This window comes from Paenibacillus qinlingensis (genome assembly GCF_013204845.1).
In the GTDB taxonomy this organism is placed as follows: Bacteria; Bacillota; Bacilli; order Paenibacillales; family NBRC-103111; genus Paenibacillus_E; species Paenibacillus_E qinlingensis.
In genome coordinates, this window is the sequence record NZ_JABMKY010000005.1 from 249,638 (window position 1) to 274,303 (window position 24,666).

The 24,666-nt window shown below is 45.1% G+C and carries 17 protein-coding genes; all 17 read left to right on the forward strand.

The window, feature by feature from the left end; genetic code table 11:
- Window positions 1–87: 87 nt before the first annotated feature.
- The 17 genes from HQN88_RS12975 (at window position 88) to HQN88_RS13055 (ending at window position 24,663) form a co-directional block, all read left to right on the forward strand.
- The gene (locus HQN88_RS12975; protein WP_173112105.1) at window positions 88–1,668 is read left to right on the forward strand and encodes a response regulator; all 1,581 of its coding nucleotides are present in this window, start codon (window positions 88–90) and stop codon (window positions 1,666–1,668) included.
- 3 nt (window positions 1,669–1,671) lie between these two features.
- Window positions 1,672–3,387 (forward strand): cache domain-containing sensor histidine kinase, encoded by a 1,716-nt coding sequence (locus HQN88_RS12980; RefSeq protein WP_173112108.1) that lies wholly within the window; start codon window positions 1,672–1,674, stop codon window positions 3,385–3,387.
- Window positions 3,388–3,513: 126 nt separating this feature from the next.
- Complete coding sequence (locus tag HQN88_RS12985) at window positions 3,514–3,792, forward strand: hypothetical protein (protein ID WP_246320211.1); 279 nt, start codon at window positions 3,514–3,516, stop codon at window positions 3,790–3,792.
- A gap of 28 nt (window positions 3,793–3,820) precedes the next feature.
- The gene (locus HQN88_RS12990) at window positions 3,821–4,879 is read left to right on the forward strand and encodes an LLM class flavin-dependent oxidoreductase (protein WP_173112111.1); all 1,059 of its coding nucleotides are present in this window, start codon (window positions 3,821–3,823) and stop codon (window positions 4,877–4,879) included.
- 25 nt (window positions 4,880–4,904) lie between these two features.
- A complete protein-coding gene (locus tag HQN88_RS12995) occupies window positions 4,905–5,525 on the forward strand; it encodes a thioredoxin family protein (RefSeq protein ID WP_173112114.1) in 621 nt (206 codons plus the stop codon).
- A gap of 84 nt (window positions 5,526–5,609) precedes the next feature.
- Complete coding sequence (locus HQN88_RS13000) at window positions 5,610–6,809, forward strand: MFS transporter (RefSeq protein ID WP_173112117.1); 1,200 nt, start codon at window positions 5,610–5,612, stop codon at window positions 6,807–6,809.
- 199 nt (window positions 6,810–7,008) lie between these two features.
- Window positions 7,009–7,302, forward strand: coding sequence for an HPr family phosphocarrier protein (locus tag HQN88_RS13005; RefSeq protein WP_173112120.1), 294 nt, complete (start codon window positions 7,009–7,011; stop codon window positions 7,300–7,302).
- A gap of 33 nt (window positions 7,303–7,335) precedes the next feature.
- Window positions 7,336–8,229, forward strand: a complete 894-nt coding sequence (locus HQN88_RS13010; protein WP_173112123.1) for a LysR family transcriptional regulator — start codon at window positions 7,336–7,338, stop codon at window positions 8,227–8,229.
- 132 nt (window positions 8,230–8,361) lie between these two features.
- Complete coding sequence (locus HQN88_RS13015) at window positions 8,362–9,696, forward strand: LLM class flavin-dependent oxidoreductase (protein ID WP_173112126.1); 1,335 nt, start codon at window positions 8,362–8,364, stop codon at window positions 9,694–9,696.
- A 32-nt stretch (window positions 9,697–9,728) separates the two neighbouring features.
- The gene (locus HQN88_RS13020; protein WP_173112129.1) at window positions 9,729–11,381 is read left to right on the forward strand and encodes an ABC transporter substrate-binding protein; all 1,653 of its coding nucleotides are present in this window, start codon (window positions 9,729–9,731) and stop codon (window positions 11,379–11,381) included.
- A gap of 21 nt (window positions 11,382–11,402) precedes the next feature.
- Window positions 11,403–12,329, forward strand: a complete 927-nt coding sequence (locus tag HQN88_RS13025) for an ABC transporter permease (protein ID WP_173112132.1) — start codon at window positions 11,403–11,405, stop codon at window positions 12,327–12,329.
- A gap of 39 nt (window positions 12,330–12,368) precedes the next feature.
- Window positions 12,369–13,262, forward strand: a complete 894-nt coding sequence (locus HQN88_RS13030; protein WP_173112135.1) for an ABC transporter permease — start codon at window positions 12,369–12,371, stop codon at window positions 13,260–13,262.
- 17 nt (window positions 13,263–13,279) lie between these two features.
- Window positions 13,280–15,343, forward strand: a complete 2,064-nt coding sequence (locus HQN88_RS13035) for a dipeptide ABC transporter ATP-binding protein (protein WP_173112138.1) — start codon at window positions 13,280–13,282, stop codon at window positions 15,341–15,343.
- Window positions 15,344–15,375: 32 nt separating this feature from the next.
- Window positions 15,376–16,854: a protein adenylyltransferase SelO gene (locus tag HQN88_RS13040; protein WP_173112141.1), complete on the forward strand. Its 1,479-nt coding sequence runs from the start codon at window positions 15,376–15,378 to the stop codon at window positions 16,852–16,854.
- Window positions 16,855–17,029: 175 nt separating this feature from the next.
- Window positions 17,030–17,941 carry a zinc metalloprotease gene (locus HQN88_RS13045; RefSeq protein ID WP_173112144.1) on the forward strand — a complete coding sequence of 304 codons (912 nt, stop codon included), beginning with the start codon at window positions 17,030–17,032 and terminating at the stop codon, window positions 17,939–17,941.
- 545 nt (window positions 17,942–18,486) lie between these two features.
- Window positions 18,487–23,394, forward strand: a complete 4,908-nt coding sequence (locus HQN88_RS13050; RefSeq protein WP_173112147.1) for a chondroitinase-B domain-containing protein — start codon at window positions 18,487–18,489, stop codon at window positions 23,392–23,394.
- Window positions 23,395–23,535: 141 nt separating this feature from the next.
- Window positions 23,536–24,663 carry an alginate lyase family protein gene (locus tag HQN88_RS13055; protein ID WP_173112150.1) on the forward strand — a complete coding sequence of 376 codons (1,128 nt, stop codon included), beginning with the start codon at window positions 23,536–23,538 and terminating at the stop codon, window positions 24,661–24,663.
- The last annotated feature ends 3 nt before the right edge of the window (window positions 24,664–24,666 follow it).

The following is a 24,666-nucleotide window of genomic DNA, read 5'->3' on the forward strand; positions in this document are numbered from 1 at the left end:
TTTTTTGTGCAAATGGCAAAATAGGAGGGTATACTTGGTATATCCTCCATTTGAATTGGATGAGATATTTCGATAGGGTGATGTAAAATGCTGAATGTCTTAATCGTCGATGATCAACCATTAGAAATTATTGGAATACGCACGTTTATCCCATGGGATAAACTGAATTTAAAGCTAGCAGCTGAGGCAAATGATGGGTTTACCGCGTTGGATTATATAAATGAACTCCCTCTAGATATTGTAATTACAGATATTAAGATGCCTATTATGTCAGGCTTAGAATTGGTTAGGCGAGCGAAACTGATTAAACCCTCGATTATTTTTATTCTCATTAGTGGTTATGAGGATTTTGAATATGCCAAGAAGGCTATCCAGTTTGGCGTGGAAGGATATATTCTTAAACCAATTGATTATAACGAGCTGCTGGAGGCCATAGGGAACGCTGTTCAACGAATTGAACAAGCACGAGATTTTAAACAATTAAAGTCGCAATGGAGTACATCTGAACATATTGTCAAAAATAATGCCGTGAAACAGCTTCTCCATGGCAATTCCGATGAGAGTTTTAGAAATGACATGATAACTCACTTTCCAAACCAAGAGGCCATGTGTTGGCGAAGTGCAGTTCTGGAGCTGGATGATGTCGATCGAAGTCTCACGATGCTGGACTCGGAAGTGCATCAGCAGCGGATCAAAAATGCTTTATCCTATCTGACAGCAAGGCTTCTGAAGGACAATTATTTATTTGCGGAACTTGAAAACAAGAGACTGGGCATAGTCATTCCGGAGAAATCCTACGGGGAAACGCTGGAATGGCTGGAGAATCTGATTCAAGACGTTACTCAGCATTCTTCCTTTACCATTACCATTGGATTGGGCAACCCGGTTATCGATATAGATGTCATCTATAAATCATTTGAAGAGGCCACGCAAGCACTGGGACAGAAAATGTTCAATGGAAAAGGAAGAGTTTTACCTTATGCCACAGCCCAGTTGAATCTTGAATCCTCTCAACAAATTCTAAGCGACGCAGATGGGCTGCTATCACAGCTTTTTGGCGCGATACAGAACTACCAGTTGGTTGATATTTACGACATTATGGAGCAATTGGGTACCCTCATTCTAAAATTAGAGAGCCGAAATTCGGTCTACCATTTCACGATCTATGTTGTAGGTAAAGCGAACGATTTCTTGCACGAGAAGAATGAAGATGTCTATGATCTGCTGCAGTGGGATTTCCACCATCTTGATATCATTTATCAATTTGAAACAGTGCAGGATCTTCGGGATTGGCTGCGGAAAAAGATGTTTGAAATATCCGAATTGCTCCAGAACAAATTGGCCAAACGAAATAAAAAGTTGATCGAAAAAGTAGAGTTGTATATCCTTGAACATTTAGAGGAAGGGATCACACTCAAAGATTTAGCTAAACACTTCTTGTATTCGCCCAATCACTTAGGACAATTATTCAAGGAAGAAACCTCAATTCACTTTTCAGACTATATGTTGAATCAGAGGTTAGATAAGGTTAAATTGCTATTAGATGACCCTACAATGAAAATTTATGAGGCAGCGGACCGATTAGGGTTTAAGAATATGACTCATTTCTATCGGTTATTCAAAAAAAGGTTTAATATCTCGCCAGGGGACTATCGAAAGAAGGGGTAAAATGTGAGCTTCCGCAATAAACTAATCTTCGCCTTTTCTACCCTTGTCTTAATTTCTATCTTGGCGATCGGTAATTTCTCCTATCGTGTATCGCTGAATAGTTTGACCAAGCAAACAGAAGAAAACACGGGACTCGTCATCGAACAACTGCGGAGTAACCTTGAATTTCGAATAGCCGATATTAAGAGGGTTTCTGATTTCCTATTCTGGGATGCAAGAACACAACAGTTGCTTCATACGAAACAGTCTCCGCTGACGGGATGGGAGGAATATACGAAGTATTTGCAGCCCAAACTAGCATCCGCCTTGCAGCTATCCACACATACGATTCAAATTGCTCTATATATAAATAATGAAACGTTGCCTGAAGTCTATTCCACAACCAGACCTTTAGGTTTAGGTGCCAAAGAATACAGCATCTATTATAGTTCAAGAGTTAAGGACAAACCTTGGTATAACCAGCTCAACCTATCCCAGGATCAATCGCAGTGGGGACAGGTTTTTGATGATTCAGAGTACCATACCTTTTCTGTCGTTCGTCCACTTTTGAACATCACCAGAATTCCGCTTGAAAACTTAGGTGTGCTCCGTATTCAAATTCCGATTGATGAGTTATTCGATACGGCGAATATAGAGAAGCCGGGCAATAAGAGTGTGATGCTCATTCTTGACCGTACAGGGAATATCGTCTACAAAAGCGAACCGGCGGGCGAGGGAACCCTCTCGTTAGATAACCTGCAGAATGATCATTCCTATTTGAAAGTTGAAAAGGAGCTTCCGGAAATACAAGGGAAGATGGTTTTATATGTGCCCATGCATGAAATGCAAGCGGAAGCGAGAAAGTTAAAGGTTGCTACACTCGTGGCTTGCTTAATTAGCATGGTTGTTTTACTTATTCTTGGGGCGTTCATTTCGCAATATTTTTCGAGAAGGGTCACGAAGATCGTGAATGCGCTGGACAGCTTCCATCAGGGCCATTATTTAGAGCAAATTCACGTTACCGACAAAGATGAATTCGGCAAAATCTCACATTCATTTAACAAGATGGCTGGAACCATTAATCATTTAATTCAAGAGGTGTACGAGACGAAGCTTAGAAGTGCCTCGGCCGAATTATCCGCGCTGCAGGCTCAGATTAATCCCCATTTCCTCTATAACACTTTATCAGCAATTAGTACACTCGGAAAGTTAGGACAAACCGATCGCATGCATCAAATGATTATCCAATTGAGCCAGTTCTACCGGTTGACGCTAAATAACGGTAAATCATTAATTACGATAGCCAAAGAATTAGAGCAAGTTCACTTATATATCGAGATTCAAAAAATAAAATACGATGCGAAGCTAAGTTTTAGCTATGAGGTAGATCCCATTCTATTGCCCATGCAGACCGTCAAATTAATTCTTCAGCCGTTTGTTGAGAACGCACTAGAGCATGCTTGGTACAAAAATAATAACTTAAATGTGCGAATTACAGGGAGTCTAACGAACGATATCATTGAGTTTAAGGTTATTGATGATGGAATTGGAATGGATAAACACACCACCGAACAATTATCTAATTTGGGAGAAGAAGCGCTAGGTTACGGCATCCGCAATGTGGACGAACGAATTAAACTTCAGTATGGTTCAAAGTATGGCGTTCATGTTCATAGTTATTTAGGGATGGGAACTACGATTCTAATACGGTTTCCTGTTGACAATACGATAAAACAGTGATATTTTAAAACTTATAAAACACATTGAATTAATCGGAATTAAAAAGCTGACTGGTCATCCGGAAGCATGGATTATTGAATCCATGCTATTTTTTTATTTTATTTTATAAAAAGGAGTGAGTATGTAATGGGCGTATTATTGGATTCTTTAAAACTTACAAGCTTAAATAAAGTGGATCGTTGGGGTGATTATCATAAAACCAATATTTTATTTAATCAAGAAACGGTAAATGTGAATTTAATCGGTACGGATCATAAACACATCCCCTCGTTGCTCCAAGCACTGAAGACGAATAAACTCACGTTAGGGAACATTCAAACTCCTCTGAAGGAAGTTGATTTATATAGCTCAGAAGCTATTCTCTATTCAGAAAAAGGGGATAAATACAGGGTGCCGTTGTTTTGATCCTGCTGAAGAGAAGGGAATGTAGACCTTGAAATTTGCCTTATTTAGTCTAATGATGAATATACCGAATGCGGTAAGCGGAGAAACCCTAACAACCTACCAGAAATTCGAGAATGTGCTGAAACAAGCTGTCCTTGCTGAAGAACTGGGCTTTGATGCTTATGGTGTGGGGGAGCGGCATGGCGCACCGTTTATCTCGTCTTCGCCACCCGTTGTTCTAACCGCAATTGCTGCTAGAACCTCACGTATACGATTGTTAACAACGGTTACTGTACTCAGTGTCCTCGATCCGATACGTGTTGCTGAGGACTATGCGACACTCGATCATCTCTCAGGGGGAAGAATTGAGCTGATCATTGGCAAAGGGAATGACCCTCGCCACTACCCGCTTTTCGGCATTACGGAAGAGGAACAGTGGGAATCCCTTGCGGAGCGATATGCACTCCTGAAACGCTTGTGGAATGAAGAAAACGTTACTTGGCAGGGCCGTTATCGTTCACCATTGGATAATGTGACGACACAGCCGAGACCCTTTCAACCTGCCATCCCCGTATGGCATGGCAGCGCTTCAAGTACATTGTCAACGGAGTTGGCTGCGAAATATGGGGAACCGATTTTCTCTTCGAATACGTTCCATCCACAGGCTAAATATAAGGCGTTAATCGATCACTATCGCGAACGATTGGCTTATTATGGCCATGATCCGCAACAAGCTATTGTTGGTTCTGGTTTTGGTAGTTTGTATTTGGCGAACACCACGGAAGAAGCGATTGGGCGCTTTCGGCCCTATTACGATGCGTTCCATGCAACAGCAGCCTCTCAGGTCAACAATTCGCCATTCAAAGATCTGGAGGACAATGTGAAGAATGGGCCCGTCCTGATTGGCAGTCCAGATCAAGTCATCGAGAAGATCCTGAATTATTATGAAGCCTACGGGCATCAAGTGGTCAGTATCAGTGTAGATGGCTTGACCGAAACGGAGCAGCGCGAACAGATTGAGCGATTTGCCACCGAGGTTGCACCTGTTTTGCGACGAGAGATTCCAAGTACAGTATGGAACCATTCACCGGTGGGATTAACGGTATGAAAACCATTTCTGGAGGGATGTCACAATGAGCATTCAGAAAGCAGAAGGGATTTCGAAGGAAAGAAGGGAGAAGGCCTTCCAAGAGGCCTTAACTTATGAGCAATTCGTTAGCGGCGCCAAAGTAAATGTGGAGAGGTTGCATGAGAATTTCGCACGTTATGAATTGACCGGGCAGGAATTGGCTTATTTTGAAGGGCTTACCGAGCACATAGATGTTCTGGTACTTGCGCATGACTGGTGTGGAGATGTTGTGGCGAATTTACCGCTATTCGGCAAAATCGAACATGTGACAGGTAAATTGAAATTGCATATTTTACCACGTGACCCAGACAATCAAGATATTGCTGCCGCTTACCTGCACGCAGATGGGCGTAATCATATTCCAACCTATGTGTTTTTCAACGGTGCGGGCGAGGAATTAGGGTTCTTCTCTGAACGTCCCGACCAAATTACGTATTTAAACCGGGATTGGATCGATGAGTTTTGGGAATCCCACCCCGAGTGGGAAGGCGAAGGTAAGGCTCTTTCCGAGGTCGATGAGGACGTGAGGAAAGCATTATTTGATTATTTGAAGGAACAGCGCCCTCAAGCGCGTGAGTTGGAAAAGACGGCCATCATCCAAGTTGTCCGTTCCATACTAGGCTAGTGAGTTAAGCATAGCTACCCAATCTCCTTACAGCATCTGCTGTGAGGTTCTTTTCATGCTTGGAAGTTACATAAGGGGTGACAAATGGAACGCTATTGGAAACGCAATCTACATATTCTATGGCTGGGTTTATTTATTAGCCATATCGCATATACCCTATCTGTACCTTTTTTTCCAATCTTCTTGCAAAATGATTTAGGTATTCAGAATAGGCTTGAAATGTGGTCAGGTATTTCCATTTCTATTAGTTTCTTGATTAGTGGGTTGTGTGCGCCATTTTGGGGATCGCTAGCGGATAAGTTTGGGAAGAAACCGATGTTAATTCGTTCAGGGATTGGCTTAGCCTTGGCTCATTTTGCCAATTATTTTGTAGTTGATTTGTTCACCTTCATTCTTGTTCGAATATTTCAGGGACTTATGGCAGGCTTTGGTCCTGCTTCCATCGCTTTGGTTGGCACGAATACACCGGAGAAGCACGTCGGATACGCGCTCGGTGTGATATCAACATCAACGGCAGCCGGAGGAATTATTGGACCGCTTGTCGGAGGTGTGTTAAGTCATTGGATGGGACTGCGAGCATGCTTCGTTGCATCGGGCGTTATTACGTTGATTTCTGCTTTGATCGTACTTGTGGGTGTGAAAGAAGTTCATAGGCAACAAGATGAAACTCGTATAAGTGTCTTCAAGGATCTTAAACTTGCGGCTCGTAACACCAAACTGATGGGGATATTTGGGCTAACTTTGCTAGTCTCTACTTCCGTTATGATTATGGAGCCGCTGCTGACACTCTATGTCGTTCAAATCGGCGGAAGTGTCGATAAAGCGACTCTGAGCTCGGGAATTGTTTTCTCAGCAGTGGGCGTAGCCACGGTCATTATGGGTCCTCGGTGGGGAATCATTGGCGGGAGAATCGGTTATGAGAAGGTATTATTCATTGGGTTGATAGGCGGTGGAATTGGCAATCTGCTGCAGCTTGGTGTTCATAACCTTATTGGCTTTGGCATTCTTCGCTTTAGTTATGGCTTGTTTTTTGCTGCTGTGTTTCCAGCGCTCAATGTGCTTATCGTTAAATATACTGATGCGGATTTCCGCGGAAGAGCCGTGAGCCTGAACCAATCGTCAAGTCAATTCGGAATTGTCGTTGGCCCCTTACTAGGTGGGTTTATGGGGGGATGGCTGGGCATTCAATTCGTATTCCTCCTGACAGGTGTAACGCTTCTTGGAGCTGCATGGAAGAGGAAGGTGGGGTATGCTAAGCATAAGGACCAGAAGTTGTTTGGATGAGCGTCATGTTCATCAAAGAAAACTTGAAAATTTATGATGTCAACCGTTGACAAAAGGTTGTCTGAGTTACTATAATTTAAATACAAGTAAATTAATCGGAATTATCGGAATCAACCAGATAACTGGAGATGCTTCATCCTAACTAACGGGGATGATTGTGTCTCTTTTTTTTGAATACTAGCTTAGAGGAGGAGTTCTTATGAAAATAGATTGGACATTTACGTTGGATCAACCTTGGACTCTGGATCGCGTTCTGAATTTTGTGACCGTGGCGAATCAATATACGAGTCAAATTTATTTAGGCGCACAAGGGGAAAAGTTGAATGCGAAAGGCCTATTAGGCATCGTATCCTGGAGTATGTCACTTCGCGAACAATCAACCATTGCCCTTCAACTTGATGGTGTCGATGCACAGGAAGCGTTCGAGGGTGTATCTACCTACTTACAAAATCAAGAAGAGGCTTTACATACAACGTACTCTCGAAGTTCTTGATGAGGGGGAAGTCGGAGAGGAAGTCATGATCATATGAATATTGAAAATATCGAAGCTTTCGTCTACGTGATTCATTATAACAGTTTTAATAAAGCTGCGGATGCTTTGTTCTTGTCACAGCCTTCCGTAACGGCCCGAATCCAATCGTTGGAGCGTGATTTGAACACTTTACTCTTCGAGAGAGAGGGTAGAAATTTCACACTGACAGATAAAGGAAAGCAGTTTCTTCCCTTCGCAGGGCAAATACTCCAAAGTTATAAAAAGGGGAAGCAACAGCTTCAACATGTCAATAAGGATTATAATGAGCTCAGAGTCGGTTGTACCGTATCTGTTTCCAATTATATGATCCCCGAAATTCTTCCATGGATTAAGAATAAGCATACTCATCTTCAAATTAAAGTGACGACGGCACCGACCGAGGTTATTCTGGAAATGCTTCTGAATAAAGAAATCGATATTGGCTTTGTCCGAAATGTGACGCATCCCCATATCGATATTCTGGGTTTTTACGAGGATCCAATTCGCCTTTTCGTCCATCCTAACCATCCTTTTGTAAGTAAGAAACCTTTGACGATTCAGGATATAGGCCGCGAATCACTAGTCTTTTTTGAGTGCGGGTCACTGGATTGGGTGAAGATTCATCGGCTTTTTGCAACACTGGATCATCCTCCACAAATCGAGTACCAAATCGATAACCTGGAAACAGCCAAGAAGCTTGTGGTTAAAGGCTTGGGTATTTCCTTTCTGCCGGAGCTATGTGTACGTCAAGAAGTAAAAGAAGGGCTGCTTGTGCCCATTGATATTCAGGCATTGGGAGGTCTCTCTTTACGTACAATTCTCATTACATTAAAAGAATCCAGCCTCGATTTTTCCAATTTATTTCTGGATGCATTGAAAGAGTTTGACTGGAAAAAAGCCACTATATAGAAGAATTCTATTCATCAATAGAACATCTTTATCTACGATTGACCGTCCCTTTTGGCGGTGATACAGTAAGTAGAAAGCTAAAACCAATTAAACCAATAGGAATTATTGTTGATTGAAAAGGGAGGATTTAGGATGCCAAAACAAAAACAACTAAAACTTGGGGCTATCATTCATGGAGTTGGTGGCAATATGTCATCATGGAAACATCCAGATGCGATTGTTGATGCCAGTGTGAATTTCAAGTATTACAAAGAGCAAGCACAGAAAGCGGAAGCTGGTAAATTCGACTTACTATTTATCGCTGATGGACTATTCATTAATGAGAAGTCGATCCCCCATTTCTTGAATCGGTTTGAGCCGATTACTATTCTTTCCGCGCTCGCTTCCGTAACTTCCAAGATCGGTCTGGTAGGAACGCTATCTACGTCTTACAGCGAACCCTTCACGGTGTCGAGACAATTCTCCTCACTCGATCATATCAGTGATGGCAGAGCAGGTTGGAATGTGGTCACTTCCCCGCTGGAGGGATCAGCACTGAACTACAATAAGAAGTTGGAGGATCATCCAGATCATCCTAAGCGATATCGAATTGCATCTGAATATCTACAGGTGTCCAAAGGATTATGGGATTCATGGGAAGATGATGCATTTACAAGGGATAAACAATCAGGGCAATTCTTCGATCCCGATAAACTCCACCGTTTAGATCATAAGGGCGAATTTTTCTCCATACAGGGACCACTGAATATCGGAAGATCGAAGCAAGGACGGCCAGTTATTTTCCAAGCAGGATCATCGGAGGATGGGAAAAATTTAGCCGCCAGAGAGGCGGATGCGATCTTTACAGGTCAACCGACTGTGGAGGATGCAAGGCGGTTTTATGAAGATGTAAAAGGAAGAGCTGCACATTTCGGTAGAAATCCCGATGAGATTGTCGTTATGCCTGGTATTGGTCCGATCATTGGTGTTACAGAAGAAGAAGCTGAGCGGAAATATCAGGATGTTGCCAATTTGGTGACAATTGGGGAAGCACTTGCGTATCTAGGCCGTTTCTTCGAACATCATGACTTTACACAATACGACTTGGATGCCCCATTCCCAGACTTAGGTGAGTTGGGTAAAAACAGCTTCCAAAGCACGACGGATCGCATTAAACAAAATGCCCAGGAAGAAGGGCTCACTCTTCGTCAAGTTGCTCTTCAATCCGCTACACCAAGACCGTTATTTATAGGTACTCCGGTACAAGTTGCAGATCGCATTCAAGAATGGTACGAGAGCGGTGCAGCAGACGGATTTATAGTTGGATCAGGTGTTCCAAATGGTTTGAGCGATTTTGTAGATCTGGTCATTCCTATTCTACAGGAACGCGGCATTTATCGAACGGAATATGAGTCCGATACGCTTAGAGGGAATTTGGGGCTACCTTTTCCAGCCAATCGCTATGTGAAAGAGACAGTGAATAACTAATCTGATTTACGAATCAAGGGGGAGCGTTACAAATGAATAGATCAAAAGGTTGGATCAAGTTTAGTGCATTATCTTTAGCCATTGCCCTCGTGTTGACAGGGTGCGGTTCAAAAGACAATGGAAGTTCGGATGCCTCGCAATCTGCGAGTCCTAAGCAAGAGGCCAAACAAACGGCGGTAGTGGGTGGAGAGCTTACTTATGCGTTGGCAACGTCTCCTGATTCCCTAGATCCGCATCGCAGCGGCCTTGCCGTAGCAGTAAGAGTCCTTCGCACCATTTATGATAGTCTGGTTGTTCAATTACCTGATGGTTCGATTAAACCGTGGTTGGCAACGGAATGGACAGTTTCTCCTGATGGGCTTAGTTACACGTTCAAATTACGTAAAGACGTCAAGTTCCAAGATGGGACGCCATTTAATGCAGAAGCTGTAAAATTCAATTATGATCGGATTCTCGATCCGGCAACGAAAGCGGCCAATTCCGTAGCGTTGCTTAAACCCTATAAATCTGCGGAAGTCATTGATGAGTTCACTGTGAAAATCAATTTAGAGACACCTTCCAGAGCGTTCTTAGGTAACCTGAGTCAAGCGTTACTGGGGATTGTTTCACCAACAGCAGCCAAGAAATATGGAGATCAATTTGGTAAAAATCCAGTCGGATCAGGTCCATTTTCATTTGTGAAATGGGAAGAGAATGCGTCCATTCAAGTTAAGCGCAGCCCTGATTATAACTGGGCGCCGGAGATTGTTGAAAACAAAGGGAAGTCCTACTTGGATCAAATTACCTTTAGCATTGTTCCGGAAGAAGCGACTCGGATCGGAAGTGTTCAAAGTAAGCAAGTTCTTGCGGGTGAGACGATTCCCCCACAAAATATTGTTTCGTTGAAGTCGGATTCCAGCGTTCAAGTTCACCAAGTCAATACGAATGGATTGCCGTATACGTTATTTATTAATCAACGCAAAGCGCCTTGGGGCGAGGTCAAAGCCAGACAAGCGCTTCAAGCAGCGATTGATGTAGATGCAATTGTCAAAACACTTTATTTGGGTACGTATCCACGCGCTTGGTCACCTTTATCTCCTGGAGTATTCGGTTATGATGCCTCCCTAGAAAATGGGGTTAAGCCTGATCTGGCTAAAGCGAACAAATTATTGGATGAACTTGGCTGGCTCAAAGGAGCAGATGGCATTCGTGTAAAAGATGGCAAGAAGCTTACTCTGCATTATGTTGATGGATCACCTAACCGTGAGAAACGAAATGATATTGCCGTCATTATTCAGCAGCAATTGAAACAAGTTGGAATTGTTGTTGAAGTCGAAATTACGAAGGATACAGCCAATGTTGTTTATACCAAAGGTGACTATGATTTCTATGGGAACAGTCAAGTGAACTCGGATCCCAATGCGCTGTATGCTTTCTATCATACAAGCGATCCTAAAGCACGACCAAGTCTTCCAGGGCTTGCAGATCCACAAGTAGATAAATGGTTGGAAGAAGGGGCTATCGAACCCGATGATAAGAAGCGGGCAGAACTGTATAAGCAAGTGCAGAAATCCATTATCGATAATGCAGTCATCATTCCTATTTATGTGTTCCCTTATACGGTAGCCGCTTCGAAGACCGTGAAAGGGTTAAAATTTGACCCGTTAGGTTACCCACTCTTTAATGATACGTTTATTCAAAAATAATGTTATAGGGAGCTAATTGATATGAGCAGGATATTAACGGAACGGCTACTAGTTTCATTGCTGGTCATTCTTGGTTCCTTAATCCTTGTTTTCTGTATTTTATATGTGCTGCCGGGAGATCCTGTGCTTTCCATGATTGATCCTTCTTCCATGTCACCGGAGGCAATTGCAAATTTAAGGCATCAACTTGGCCTGAATGAACCCTTCTATGTCCAGTTTGGACACTATTTCATGGCTATGATTCATGGAGATTTCGGTAAATCATTACTAAACAGTGAACCAGTGTTGTCCAAAATTCTTAAACATCTCCCAGCAACTTTGGCACTTACTTTAGCGAGTACACTCATTTCCACGATTATCGGTGTAGGGCTCGGTGTTCTTTCGGCCGTACACCGCAATCGGTGGATCGATGTAGTAGCTCGTATAGTCGGGTTGTTCGGAATATCCATGCCGACGTTCTGGTCGGGAATCCTGTTGATTCTTATCTTTTCCGTATCTTTGGGCTGGTTTCCAGCTATGGGATCAAAGGGATTTATCACACTTGTCCTTCCTTCACTCACACTCGGATTCGTCGGAGCAGGATTTATCGTTCGGATGGTGCGAAACTCGATGCTCGAAGTCATCAATGAGCACTTCATTGTGACACTGCGTGCCAAAGGATTATCTGAACGATTAGTGATGTATCGACATGCGTTTCGCAACGCTTTAATTCCGGCAATCACGATTATTGGCATTCATATTGGGGATTTGATGGCGGGGACCGTAGTCATTGAAACTGTCTTCTCCAGACAAGGGATTGGCCGAATTCTCGCGGATGCTATTATGTCCAAAGACTTGCCTGTTGTGCAAGGTGTCGTATTTTTCTCAGCAATCATATATGTCATTGTTAATTTACTAGTTGATATTTCGTATGTATTTATTGACCCACGGGTTCGTCGAACTCAATAATTCGGATATGTAAGCATGGTGGAGAGGAGAAAGGTGACGATGAAAGATGTTCTTTCTGCGAGAACGATTGGGCTAAGGCATAAGTGGCCTCTTCGAATTACAAAGATACCCGGCACTTGGAATGTTTCAGAGATTCTTGTTTATCTAGCTGCAATCATGGCGTTGTTTATTATTGGCTGCGCGCTTTTCCCGCAATGGATTGCTCCTTATGCACCTACAGAGATGCTCGGTGATCAAATTATGCATGCGCCAAGTACATCTCATTTGTTTGGAACGGACTATTTTGGCAGAGATGTGTTCAGTCTTGTCGTGTATGGCAGTCGTGATTCTCTCATTATTGGTTTCTCCTCTGTACTTGCAGGAGGCATCATTGGAGGAAGTATTGGAGCGCTGTCTGGATACATTGGGGGCGTTATTGACACGATCTTCATGCGTATTATTGATGTGTTAATGACGATTCCAGGCATTCTATTGGCACTAGCCATCGCTGCTGCTCTTGGCCCTCATTTATTTAATCTGATTTTTGCAGTTGCAGCTGCCTCCATTCCACAATATGCAAGGGTCATGCGAGGTCAGATTCTGAGCATAAAGAATCGCTCCTTCATTACTGCATCTAGGTCAATAGGCGCTTCTAAATTCCGTATATTTTTTCGCCATGTCTTAACGAATGCTTGGTCGCCACTCTTGGTTATGTCCACGATCGGTTTAGGTGCATCCATTCTGGTTAGTAGCGGGCTAAGCTTCCTTGGATTAGGTGTGCTCAAAGAGATTCCTGACTGGGGATCGCTTCTCTCGCAGGGACGAGGTTACCTGACAGTGGCTTGGTGGATCTGTACATTTCCAGGCCTCGCGATCACGTTATTCGTCATATCCGTTAATTTAATCGGAGATAAACTACGTGACTCGCTAGATCCAAAGCAAAGAAGGGCATAGCTAGGAGGCGGCGCAAGTTGAAGCAACTGCTTGAAATTGACAACTTAAGTGTACAATTCACAACGAACAAGGGGTCGTTCACGGCCATTCAAGACGTTTCTTTGACAATTGGCGTAGGTGAAACTATCTGTCTAGTCGGAGAATCAGGCAGTGGTAAATCGGTTACATCGAAATCCGTCATGCGCTTAATCGATTATGAAAATGGTCATATATCTGGTGGTCAAATCGTACTCGATGGCGATGATTTAACGACGTTGTCACAGAAAGATCTTCGGGCATTACGAGGGAAAAAGATGGCTATGGTCTTTCAAGAACCCATGGCTGCTTTCGATCCGGTTTTTACCATAGGCAGTCAAATTACCGAAGTCATTATCCAGCATAAACAGGGTAATCGGGAACAAGCCTGGGAGCGAGCTGTTTATTTATTAAAGCGGGTCGGCATTCCAGAACCAGAAATTCGTATGAACCAATATCCTGGCGAGCTTTCTGGCGGGATGCTGCAACGAGCGATGATTGCCATGGCGCTAACTTGCAGTCCTCAACTGCTTATTGCAGATGAACCAACAACTGCGCTTGATGTAACGATTCAGGCGCAGATCCTTCATTTGCTGCAGGAGCTTAAAGAAGAATTCAATATGTCCATCCTGCTTATTACACATGATTTGGGGATTGCTGCTGAGATGGCAGACAAAATCATCGTGATGTATGCGGGACAAATCGTTGAGCAAGCAAGTGTCAGGCAATTGTTCGCTAAGCCCCATCATCCGTATACGAGAGGGTTACTTCGATCCATTACGACGATGGATAGCAATCGTTCATCCCGATTGTTCTCTATCGAGGGGACGATTCCCCATCTATCGGATCTGCCATCGGGTTGCCGATTTCATCCAAGGTGCCCTTTTGCGACCGAACGCTGTGTGAAGGATAGTCCTTCTTTACGGTTAGTGAATGAACGTCTTACGGCTTGTTGGTACTCAGAGGAATTAGTTGAGCGTGCAGACTGGCAGCAATTTGCAGGCGCTGTTGATACAAAGATAGATTCGAAGATAGATACGAGGTTAGATACAAAGATAGATCACGGATCTTCTGATGTTGTTGGCGAACAAGGTTTAACTAGCGAGACGCTCTTCGAGGTGAAAGGGTTAAGTAAATTTTACCCCATAGGGAAAGGAACATTCAGTCGTTCGAAGTCTTATATTCGCGCGGTTGAAGATGTATCCTTTTCGATTAAGAAGGGCGAGACTTTTGGTTTAGTTGGGGAGTCTGGCAGCGGCAAGTCTACCTTAGGTCGGGTGTTGCTGCAGTTGGAGAAGGCAACTGCGGGAGAGGTTCTGTTCGAAGGAGAAGATTTGTCTAAAATTTCGAGCAAAGGTCTGCAGGACGTACGCCGAGACATGCAGGTCATTTTCCAAGATCCATACGGTTCGGTGAACCCGCGTTGGAAGGTTGGCGATATTATTGGCGAACCTTTTGATATCCATGAATCGTTAAGTAAGGCAGAGAAACGGGCCAAAGTAGAGGACTTATTGGAATTAGTAGGGCTGAATCGTTCTGTGTATGATCGGTTCCCTCACGAGTTTTCGGGCGGGCAACGACAGCGCATTGGTATTGCTAGAGCCATCGCACTCAATCCTAAGTTTATCCTTGCTGATGAGGCTGTATCTGCATTGGACGTGTCCGTACAGGCTCAGATCGTAAATTTAATGCAGGATCTGCAGAAAAAACTGGGATTAACCTATTTATTTATCGCCCATGGCTTAAACATTGTACGCCATCTATCTGATCGTATCGGAGTTATGTATTTAGGGAAATTGGTTGAAATTGCACCTAGTGAAGAGTTGTTTCTCCATCCTTCCCATCCCTACACGAAGGGATTACTTTCTTCTATACCATCGACGGATCCCTCACAAAAAAGAGCGTGGATCGAGATCGAAGGGGAGATCCCTTCTCCTGCGAATCCACCGTCTGGCTGCAGATTCCATACGCGCTGCCCAGCGGCAACCGCTAAGTGCAAAGAAGAGCAGCCTGCCTTATTGCCAATCAGGGAAGGGCACTGGACGGCCTGCCATTACCCATTGTAAATCGTAGAAGTAAAGCTGCATAAGAAGGAGATATGATGTCAGAGAAACAAGCAAAGAACGATGCGGGATGGAACTTCGACAACAGCTATTCGCGGTTGCCTCATTTCTTTTATACCAAGATCAATCCAACTCCTGTGAGCTCTCCGAAGTTAATCCTATTGAATACTCCATTGGCAGCATCCTTAGGTTTGAATGAAGGTGCGTTGCGAAGTCGTGATAGCTTAGCGATATTCGCAGGAAACCAGATACCTGATGGCGGGCTGTCCATTGCGCAAGCTTATGCTGGTCATCAATTTGGACAGTTTAATAGGTTAGGGGATGGAAGAGCACACCTCCTTGGTGAGCAGTTAACTCCCTATGGAGAACGAGTGGATATTCAGCTGAAGGGATCAGGTAAGACGCCGTACTCTCGCTATTTGGACGGAAGAGCGGGACTTGGACCGATGCTGCGCGAGTATATCATTAGTGAAGCTATGTATGCGCTAGGAATTCCAACTACCCGAAGTTTAACTGTCGTTTCAACAGGTGAAACTTTCCTTCGCGAAACGGAACAATCTGGAGCCATTCTAACCCGTATCGCCGCCAGTCATATTCGTTTTGCAACTTTTCAATATGCTTCGGAATTTGGCACGGTAGATGAGCTTCGAGCGTTAGCTGATTACACAATACGAAGACATTTTCCTGAGGCTTTGGGTGCTGAGAACCGCTATCTAGCGTTACTTGAAGAAGTGATTCAGCGGCAAGCGCAATTAATTGCCAAATGGCAGCTTGTGGGGTTTGTTCATGGCGTGATGAATACGGATAACATAGCAGTCAGTGGAGAAACCATTGATTATGGTCCTTGTGCCTTTTTGGATGTCTATGATCCAGAGACGGTATTTAGCACCAGAGACACGGAGGGCCGCTATGCCTTTGGTAAACAGCCGGAAATAGCTGCATGGAATCTCGCTAGATTTGCCGAAGCACTCCTACCCTTACTGCATGACGATGAAAAGCAGGGTGCCCAACTGATCGCGAATGCGATCGCACACTTTTCCAAGCAGTATCATGCTAATTGGCTAGCCGGTATGAGGTCCAAACTGGGGATATGGAAGGAAGAATCAGAGGATGAATCACTGATTCAAGGGCTACTCCATTTGATGCATACGTATCGAGCGGATTATACGAATACGTTTCGGGCGTTAACGTTGGATAAGCCTGAGGATACGTTGATGTATGACAAATTGGATTTCAGGCAGTGGTATGAACGATGGCAGGCTAGATTAAGTAGGCAGCAAGAAACCAAAGCGGATTCGCAACAATTAATGAGGAGTCATAACCCAGCAATCATTCCCCGTAACCATCGGGTAGAGGAAGCTTTAGCATCTGCAGTCAACCAAGAAGACTATACGGTGATGGAGCGGCTGCTCGAGGTACTTTCCACCCCCTTCGCATATTCTCCTGAACAGGTTGATTATGTCAGTCCAGCTGATCTAACAGCATGTGCCTATCGTACCTTTTGCGGTACTTGATAGTAGAAAAGCCTTACGATTAATCGTAAGGCTTTTTAACATGAAAAAACCCAAAATAAGAAACCTTGATAAGTAAATTAAACATTTTCCCTGCTTAAATGGTCCACACCATTCTCTATTATTTTGCATCTCCTATAGTAGAAAGAACTACTAGAGTTATAGGAGGAGATAGCAAATGGCAACGGTTTCCGTAGTTAGCATTTTTACTAGAGGAGCAAGATCTAGCGATACGCCTGAGATGCGTCGAGCTAGAGTGCAAGGGGATCTTACTCGTGCAACCGAAGCATGGGGGAGTGGTTTTTTTCCTGGTGTCCGCGGTAATATTAATTTTGTTTCCTTGAGAGAGTATTACATTTCAGATGTGACGATTATTGCGAATACGGTTTCTAATGTGAATGATGCGAGAGTTCAATCGCTAATTATGCAAGCTCGGACGGTTAACAACAATGCGACAGCGATCTATGTCGTTTATTTAAGTGGGCCATCCCTAACCTCAGGTGCAGTTGGAAATGGTGGACCACAGACTACGTTTTTTAATAGCACGACTGATTATGGTGTTTTTGGACAAGTTGTTCTGACAGATAATGCGGCTGATTCTTATTTGTTGGCGCATGAAGCTGGACACGTGTTATTCGGCCGTTTTACAAGCAATAGCTCCAATAGTTTCACAATCAACGATCCTTCCAACCCTGGGAATGATCATAATGACAATCCACAGAATCTCATGAACGGTTTTGTTCCGTCGAGCAATCCCTTCATTAATGAAGCGCAGGGGAATGTAGCTAATCAGAGCAAATTAATTCTGGAGAACAATTTCAGCGGTGCAATGGCAACGGTAAGTCTAAGCGCATCTGGTTCATTGGCTGGTGGCAGTGGCAGAACATATCCTTCGTGTGAAAAAGTACCAGCTTGCCCATGCTGTGACAGACCAGTTCCTCCGTATGAGTCTGAGAAAGTTAAAAAAATTAATAAAGAAATAACGAAACTGATTAAGGAAATTGGTCCTGACAATTTAAATCTTAAGTTTAAGCCAATACCTGATCCATATCGCCATTGCAAATGCAAATGCAAAGATCACGATCACTAATCCTAGCTATGTTCGGTCTAAAATGATTGAGAGAGGGTGCGCCAAAGATGGCGTGCCTTTTTTTCACATGCAGATGGGTGATCTTCTATGCTTCCGGGGCAGATAGATGGATTTTATACAAATAACTACATCATTTCCATTTAGATCGAGTTTTTGAGGGAAATTCACGTAAATAGCTGTATATTTTCCAGTTGAAATAGGTAGTGTAGCGCGCAAGTGATTTTCAAATCTATAAACTCTCCGATGAATGTCCCTCCGCACGAAGAGGAAAGTTTAGATCCCGACCGAGCTATCACTCGATGCGGATGGCATTAGCTTTGAAGGCTATCGTCACTTTATAGGCGGAGGATGGTCTTGCACGGACCGATTCCCTAATTTGCACGTTCATTCTACATATTGATCAGTATCATTCCAGTTTTTGATGATGAGTTTGGGTTTTGACGATTTCCTAATTGTAAGGGTTTCCATATGATGAGTGTAATTGCTTGTACGCTAGTCAGCGGTGTTGCTGAAGAGCGCAATCATTATGAAGAGGTGATGTTGAATTGAAGAAGGGAAATGCGAAACGGATCATCAGCTTGCTGCTTGCAAGCGCTTTAACTTTAGCGGGACTGCCTGCAGGATTCTCCAAAGCCCATGCCGATAGTGCAGTGGCAGGAACGCCAGGGGGCGTAGATGAGAGTTTGCTCAAATTATGGTTAAAAGCCGATCCGGCCAGTATGACCGTGAATGGGAGCGGAGAAGTGACCGTTTGGAAGGACAGCAGTCCGAATGGGAATGATTTTATTAATGATGGGACCGTAGGAACTTCTAGTCCGCGGACGAAGCCCAAATATGTGGCATCAAATCCTTCCCTGAATTTCCAACCTGCTGTGCAATTTATTCGCGCAGGCACTGGCAGTATCTTAGTAGATGGGGACGGGCTGTTCGCACAAGATGAAGTCGTAGATCGTGCAAATGTGTATGTGACGGCTGGCGGATTGTCGGAAACGAATAAGTCTTCACAAATTTTTTATGAAACATTACAAGGAAAAGGGAGATTCGGGGCGTACATTCCTTTTTACTCTAGTCCTAACTCCCAAATTCTTTGGGATTCGGGGGATGTCGCTTCCGGCAATCCACGTCTTACAACCGGGTATAGCGTCCCACTTCGTCAATATAACAGTTGGGGATTTCAATTCGATTCGCAGCCAGTGACAGGCAACGTCTACCAATCCGTTACTCTCGACGGTCAATCGTATGCGACTTCAACAGCATCACGTCTTCCTATGAAAGGAATCGGGAGCAATCCGATGTCACTAGGTTCTGCAATCAGCGGAGGCTCTGGATACGACGGACAACTGGGCGAATTAATTGTATTCAACGATGCACTGACCGCGACGCAGCACAATCAAGTACAAACATACATGGCTCTCAAATTCGGGACGCCGTTGAAAGGGAAGGATTACATCTCAGCAGGGGGATCTTCGCAAGTGGTGTGGCCGTCTACGATTAACGCGGCATTCAATAATAATGTAGCAGGCATTGCTAAGGATGAGGAAGGTGCGTTGGCGCTGGACACGAGCCGAAGCAGTGAAGGTCCTGCATCTTCACAAGTTATCATAAGCACCAAACAAACGATGGCCGATAAACAGTATTTACTCTGGGGAGATAACGGCAGCACCGCTCCTTCGACACCATACGGGTCGGGCTTCAAGCGCTTGTCGCGAACTTGGAAGGCTCAGAACAGTGGTCATGTTGGCGCTGTGCAGGTCGCATTTCCGCAAGGGCTGCTTCCGTCAGGCGGACTGTTGTTAACGAGCAGCAGCGGTGATTTCAACGATGCCGTGTCTCTGCCTTTAACCCAAGTTAACCTGCATGGGGAGACTTACTATGCAGCGGATGCAACGCTTGCCAATGGTTCGTATTTTACTTTTGCAGAGAAATTGCCGGACATTCAGCTTTCCGCTTTGGACGTTTTAGCGGGTAATCAGCATCTGGCTATAACGCCATCTTTCTTGCCAGCCAAGCTAGACGCCTATGAGGTGACGGTCCCTGCAGATGCGGACACGATCCGTTTAGATTGGCAGGCGGACGCAGGTATTTCAGTGGATGCTACGCTGACAAACAACGCAGTGGCGAACCAGCCAGTTAGCGATATGAACCAGATTGCCATGACACCTGGGATTAACAAACTGAAGGTGAACGCATCCAGCGGCAGCTCGATGAATACATATGCCTTGCAAGCGTATCGGTTGTCGGCTAAAGGAACGAACGGCCGCATTCCGATGAACGCTACTACGGTGACCGCCAGTTCGTACCAACCGAACACAACGAATATTCCGGCCAATGTCGTGGACGGAATCTGGGATAACGATGTGCGTTGGTCAGCTTCCGGACAAGGGGAGTGGCTGCAATTTGATCTCGGGCAGCCGGAGACAGTATCGTATTTGAACATTGCTTTTTTGAATGCGGTCGATCGTCAGTCTTCCTTTGAAATTATAGGGTCGAATCAGGCGGATTTCCAGCAATCGACGGTTCTGTTGCCCAAGCGACTTAGCCGGTCACTGCGAGCAGGCGACAGCATTTTACAGCCTTATGTATGGAATCAACCAGCAGCTTATCGCTACATACGGTTGGTTGGGTATGGCAACACTGCGTCAGGGAGCTCAAGCAGTTGGAATAGTATTACCGAAGTTGAGCTGTATACGGGAACACCACCAGAAGTGACTGAGCCGACAGGGCCAACTGGTCCGCCGCAAGCGGGGGATAAACCGGTAGAACCGCTGCCACCAGTTCAAGTTGTCCGTGTCCATACAGCAAGCGAGTTGCAGACAGCACTCGATCAAGCTACGCCAGGAACGACAATTGAATTGCAAAATGGCACCTATGAGCAGCAAGGGGCATTCATCATCAAAGACAAGAAAGGAACGGCTGCGCAACCGATTCGGGTGATAGCAGCGGAGCAAGGAAAGGCGATTATCGCTGGGGACAGCTATATGTATATTCACAATGCCAGCTACGTCAGCGTGGAAGGACTTACGTTCCATTCCGGCGGCGGGTCGGCGAATAGCGAAGATTCGTTGAAAAGTCGAGGTATTGTTGACACTAATTTTTTAGACACTTTGACAGGGTTGCACCCTGGTGTAGAACTGTATGACACCAACAATGTCTCCATTCTGCGTAACACGTTTGCCTTAGATGAAACGGGGCAGAAATACAGGTTCAAAAAAGATGAGCAGATCATCTGGTGCGTCATCGGCGTAGAAAATAGCTGCCGTTATGGCAGTACCTATGAGCCTAATGGCCCCGTCTATACTGGGGAAACGTCGCATACACCAGGCTCTACGCTGCAAACGGATGGTGGGACGGATCGGCACTATATCCGAGTAGAGGGCAACGGCAGTCATAACCGGATTGCTTACAACGATATTGGACCGAAAACCGGCTTTGGCGCTGCAATTACGTACGATGGCAAAGATATGGTTTCGCAATACGATGTGATTGAGTACAATTATTTTCACGATATGGGTCCACGGGTCTCCAATGGGATGGAAGCTATTCGTCTCGGACTTTCAGGATTGTCTCTGGTGCCCGGCCATGTGACCGTGCAATACAACCTGTTCGATGGCTTGAACGGCGAAGATGAGATTGTGTCGGTGAAAAGCAGCGATAATACGATTCGGTACAACACGATTCTAAATTCCTTCGGAGGCATGGTGGCTCGTCATGGTCATCGTAACAGCTTCTATGGTAACTTTATTATTGCAGACGGGAAAAAAGAAGGCACTAGTGGCTTCCGTATTTATGGGAATGATCATCAAATCTATAACAATTACATGGAAGGCTTGACCGACGATGCCATTACAGTTGATGGCGGCACGGAGGATGCGGGACCGGATGGCAGCGCGAATCCAATGATCCACTGGGGGACCGGCGTGAATGAAGTTGCTCCGCTGCGGAGCTTGTCAGAGGTAAGACAGACGGAATTGCTGCGCGGGCATTGGCGGCAATATAATGTACAAATTTTTAACAATACGATCGTTAATTTAGCTAGCAAAGCCTCGGCAATCAAAATGGCTAAACGGACGTTTGAGCCAACAGGTACGCAAGTGTATAACAACGTGATCTTTAGCAATGCGGGAACGATATTTAATGAAAAAGATATTACTGATGGCAGACCTAATTATGTCGGCAACATGGCCGATGGCCTTGCAGCTGTGTCAGCGACTGCGAGTGTTGTAAACGCCACGTACAAAGGTGACTTGAAGCTAGTTCGCGGCATCGACGGATTAATCCGGTTATCACCGTTAAGCCCAGCGGTCGATGCAGCACAAGGCCCGTACCTGCCGGCAGATGATATGGACGGCCAAAGACGGACGAATACAGTTGACGTCGGAGCAGATGAATATGTGCCTGCGAGCGTGCTGACGCAACGGCCGCTAACATCGGCCGATGTTGGGCCAACTGCAGGACGGAATGTGCCGGTTGAAGAGGAGAAGCCTGCCTTAAGCAGCCTTCAAATCGGCTCGAATCTGACAATCACACCGGCATTCAGTTCGGAAATCACTTACTACACGGTGACGGTCCCAACGGGAATTAACAGCTTGACATTGACGCCAACTTCAATCGGTCAGGGGGCTGCAATTCAAGTGAGCGTAGACGGTGGTGCGCAGCAAACTGTTCTCAGTGGCAGCGAGAGCAGACCGCTCGCCATTGCCGCTAGCGGCAGTGTGATTCTACTGGATGTGACAATGCCTTCCGGTGTACATAAAACGTACACGATACGGGCACAGCGTCCAGCGGCAAGTGGTTCGTCTTCATCGGATTCGTCATCGGGTTATACTCCAGCTCCTGTACCAACGCCAACGCCGAAGCCGACACCGGATCCAAGCAAACCACCTGTCGTACCGACAGATCCGTCCACATCTGTACCGCCGCAGAGATCATTCGCCGATGTGCCGAATCATTGGGCGTCCGATGTTATCTCTCGCGCCACTGCCAAAGGCATCGTGAACGGTTACGGGGATGGCAGTTTTAAACCTGACGAGCCTATGACAAGAATCCAATTTGCAGCTATGCTGGTTCGAGCTCTTGGTTTGAAGGCTGAAACGTCAACGACGAAGTTTGCCGATGGAGCAGATATTCCTGCTTGGGCTGTCGGCGAATTGGGGGCAGCGCTGAAAGCGGGTATTCTTCAAGGTTATGAAGACGATTCCTTGCGGCCCAATAAATCGATTAACCGCACAGAAATGGTTGCTATGCTAATTAGGGCTTATTCCCAACAAGGGGGAGCTTCTTCCCAAGTCGCATTTAGCGACAGTTCCCAAATTCCAGCTTGGGCATTGCCAGCCATTTCGCAAGCTGTTTCCTTAGGGCTAGTAACCGGACGTGAGCAAAACACGTTCGAGCCATTAGCTGAGGCAACGAGGGCGGAAGCAGTAACGATTATTATGCGGTTATTGGATCGATAGCATCATTTCCCACGACTATGCAGCAGGCTTAGCATCCCGTTTTTTTCGGGATCTGGCCTGCTGCATTTAGTGCTTTGTTTACACATTTGTTTGCATATTTGTTTGTATCTATGTTTGCATAATTGAAGGGAGAGTAACCATATGAATCATGTTAACCCTCTAAATAAAGATCAATGGAGCTTATATGTCGATCTGACTGCGATAATCCAACAGGCGGATGCCTACCTAACAACACTTCCTGTTCAAATAACGGATGAAATAGCCCCGCAGAGCCCGGGCAATGCTCATGATTACTACTCGAATGGTGATTATTGGTGGCCAAATCCCGATACGTTGAATGGACTGCCCTATGTGCGCCGTGATGGCGAGAGTAATCCAGGTAACTTCCATGCACATCGGATACTACTTCGCCGAATGCGATCTCGGGTCGCTTGTCTGACTGCCGCACACCGTATAACAGGTGAGCAACAATATGCCTCCCATGCAGTTCGGCTGCTAGACGCATTTTTTGTCAATGAGCACACACGAATGAACCCGCATTTGCTCTATGCGCAGGCAGTGCCTGGTGTATGTGAGGGGCGGGGGATCGGTATTATTGATACCCTGCATTTAATTGATGTGGCTGCAGCTGTTCAGATACTACAGGGCAGTCACATGTCCCAAGCAGATTCGATCGTTCTACAGCGTGTTTCCGCATGGTTCGCGGATTACTTGCAATGGATGAATGAGCACCCACAAGGCGTGGAAGAAAGAAACGAACCGAACAATCATGGGGTGTGTTGGTATGTGCAGGCGGCCGCATTCGCGCGGTTGACCGGCCAACAGGCGATGCTGGATTGGTGCAGAGAACAATACAAAACCAAACTACTGGTAGAACAGATGGCCATAGATGGCAGCTTTCCGCGGGAGCTGTCCCGTACGAAGCCCTATGCGTATTCCCTTTTTACACTCGATAATTTCGTTACGCTTACGCATCTTCTTACCACCCCCGACGATAACTTATGGGAATTTGAACTGTCAGATGGCAGAGGTATTGAGAAAGGGATATCATTCTTGCTTCCCTACATAGAAAATAAGAAATCTTGGCCTTATGGCCGAGATGTCGAATATGATGCGCAATGGCCAGTAGCTATGTCATTCTTACTGCTTGCAGGCTTGTCTTATCATTCTGAAAGGCTGCTTACTTTATGGCACAAATTAGATCACAAGCCGAAAGAAGATGAACTGCGACGGAATATGGCCATTAGGCAGCCGTTGCTTTGGATATAATGG

Excerpts from the sequence above, each read along its gene's own strand:
- HQN88_RS13005 (WP_173112120.1), top strand. The coding sequence starts at position 7,009 with ATGAAAATAGATTGGACATTTACGTTGGATCAACCTTGGACTCTGGAT.
- HQN88_RS13000 (WP_173112117.1), top strand. The coding sequence starts at position 5,610 with ATGGAACGCTATTGGAAACGCAATCTACATATTCTATGGCTGGGTTTA.
- HQN88_RS13030 (WP_173112135.1), top strand. The coding sequence starts at position 12,369 with ATGAAAGATGTTCTTTCTGCGAGAACGATTGGGCTAAGGCATAAGTGG.
- HQN88_RS13045 (WP_173112144.1), top strand. The coding sequence starts at position 17,030 with ATGGCAACGGTTTCCGTAGTTAGCATTTTTACTAGAGGAGCAAGATCT.
- HQN88_RS13055 (WP_173112150.1), top strand. The coding sequence starts at position 23,536 with ATGAATCATGTTAACCCTCTAAATAAAGATCAATGGAGCTTATATGTC.
- HQN88_RS13040 (WP_173112141.1), top strand. The coding sequence starts at position 15,376 with ATGATGTCAGAGAAACAAGCAAAGAACGATGCGGGATGGAACTTCGAC.
- HQN88_RS13025 (WP_173112132.1), top strand. The coding sequence starts at position 11,403 with ATGAGCAGGATATTAACGGAACGGCTACTAGTTTCATTGCTGGTCATT.
- HQN88_RS12975 (WP_173112105.1), top strand. The coding sequence starts at position 88 with ATGCTGAATGTCTTAATCGTCGATGATCAACCATTAGAAATTATTGGA.
- HQN88_RS13020 (WP_173112129.1), top strand. The coding sequence starts at position 9,729 with ATGAATAGATCAAAAGGTTGGATCAAGTTTAGTGCATTATCTTTAGCC.
- HQN88_RS12995 (WP_173112114.1), top strand. The coding sequence starts at position 4,905 with ATGAGCATTCAGAAAGCAGAAGGGATTTCGAAGGAAAGAAGGGAGAAG.
- HQN88_RS12985 (WP_246320211.1), top strand. The coding sequence starts at position 3,514 with ATGGGCGTATTATTGGATTCTTTAAAACTTACAAGCTTAAATAAAGTG.
- HQN88_RS13015 (WP_173112126.1), top strand. The coding sequence starts at position 8,362 with ATGCCAAAACAAAAACAACTAAAACTTGGGGCTATCATTCATGGAGTT.
- HQN88_RS13010 (WP_173112123.1), top strand. The coding sequence starts at position 7,336 with ATGAATATTGAAAATATCGAAGCTTTCGTCTACGTGATTCATTATAAC.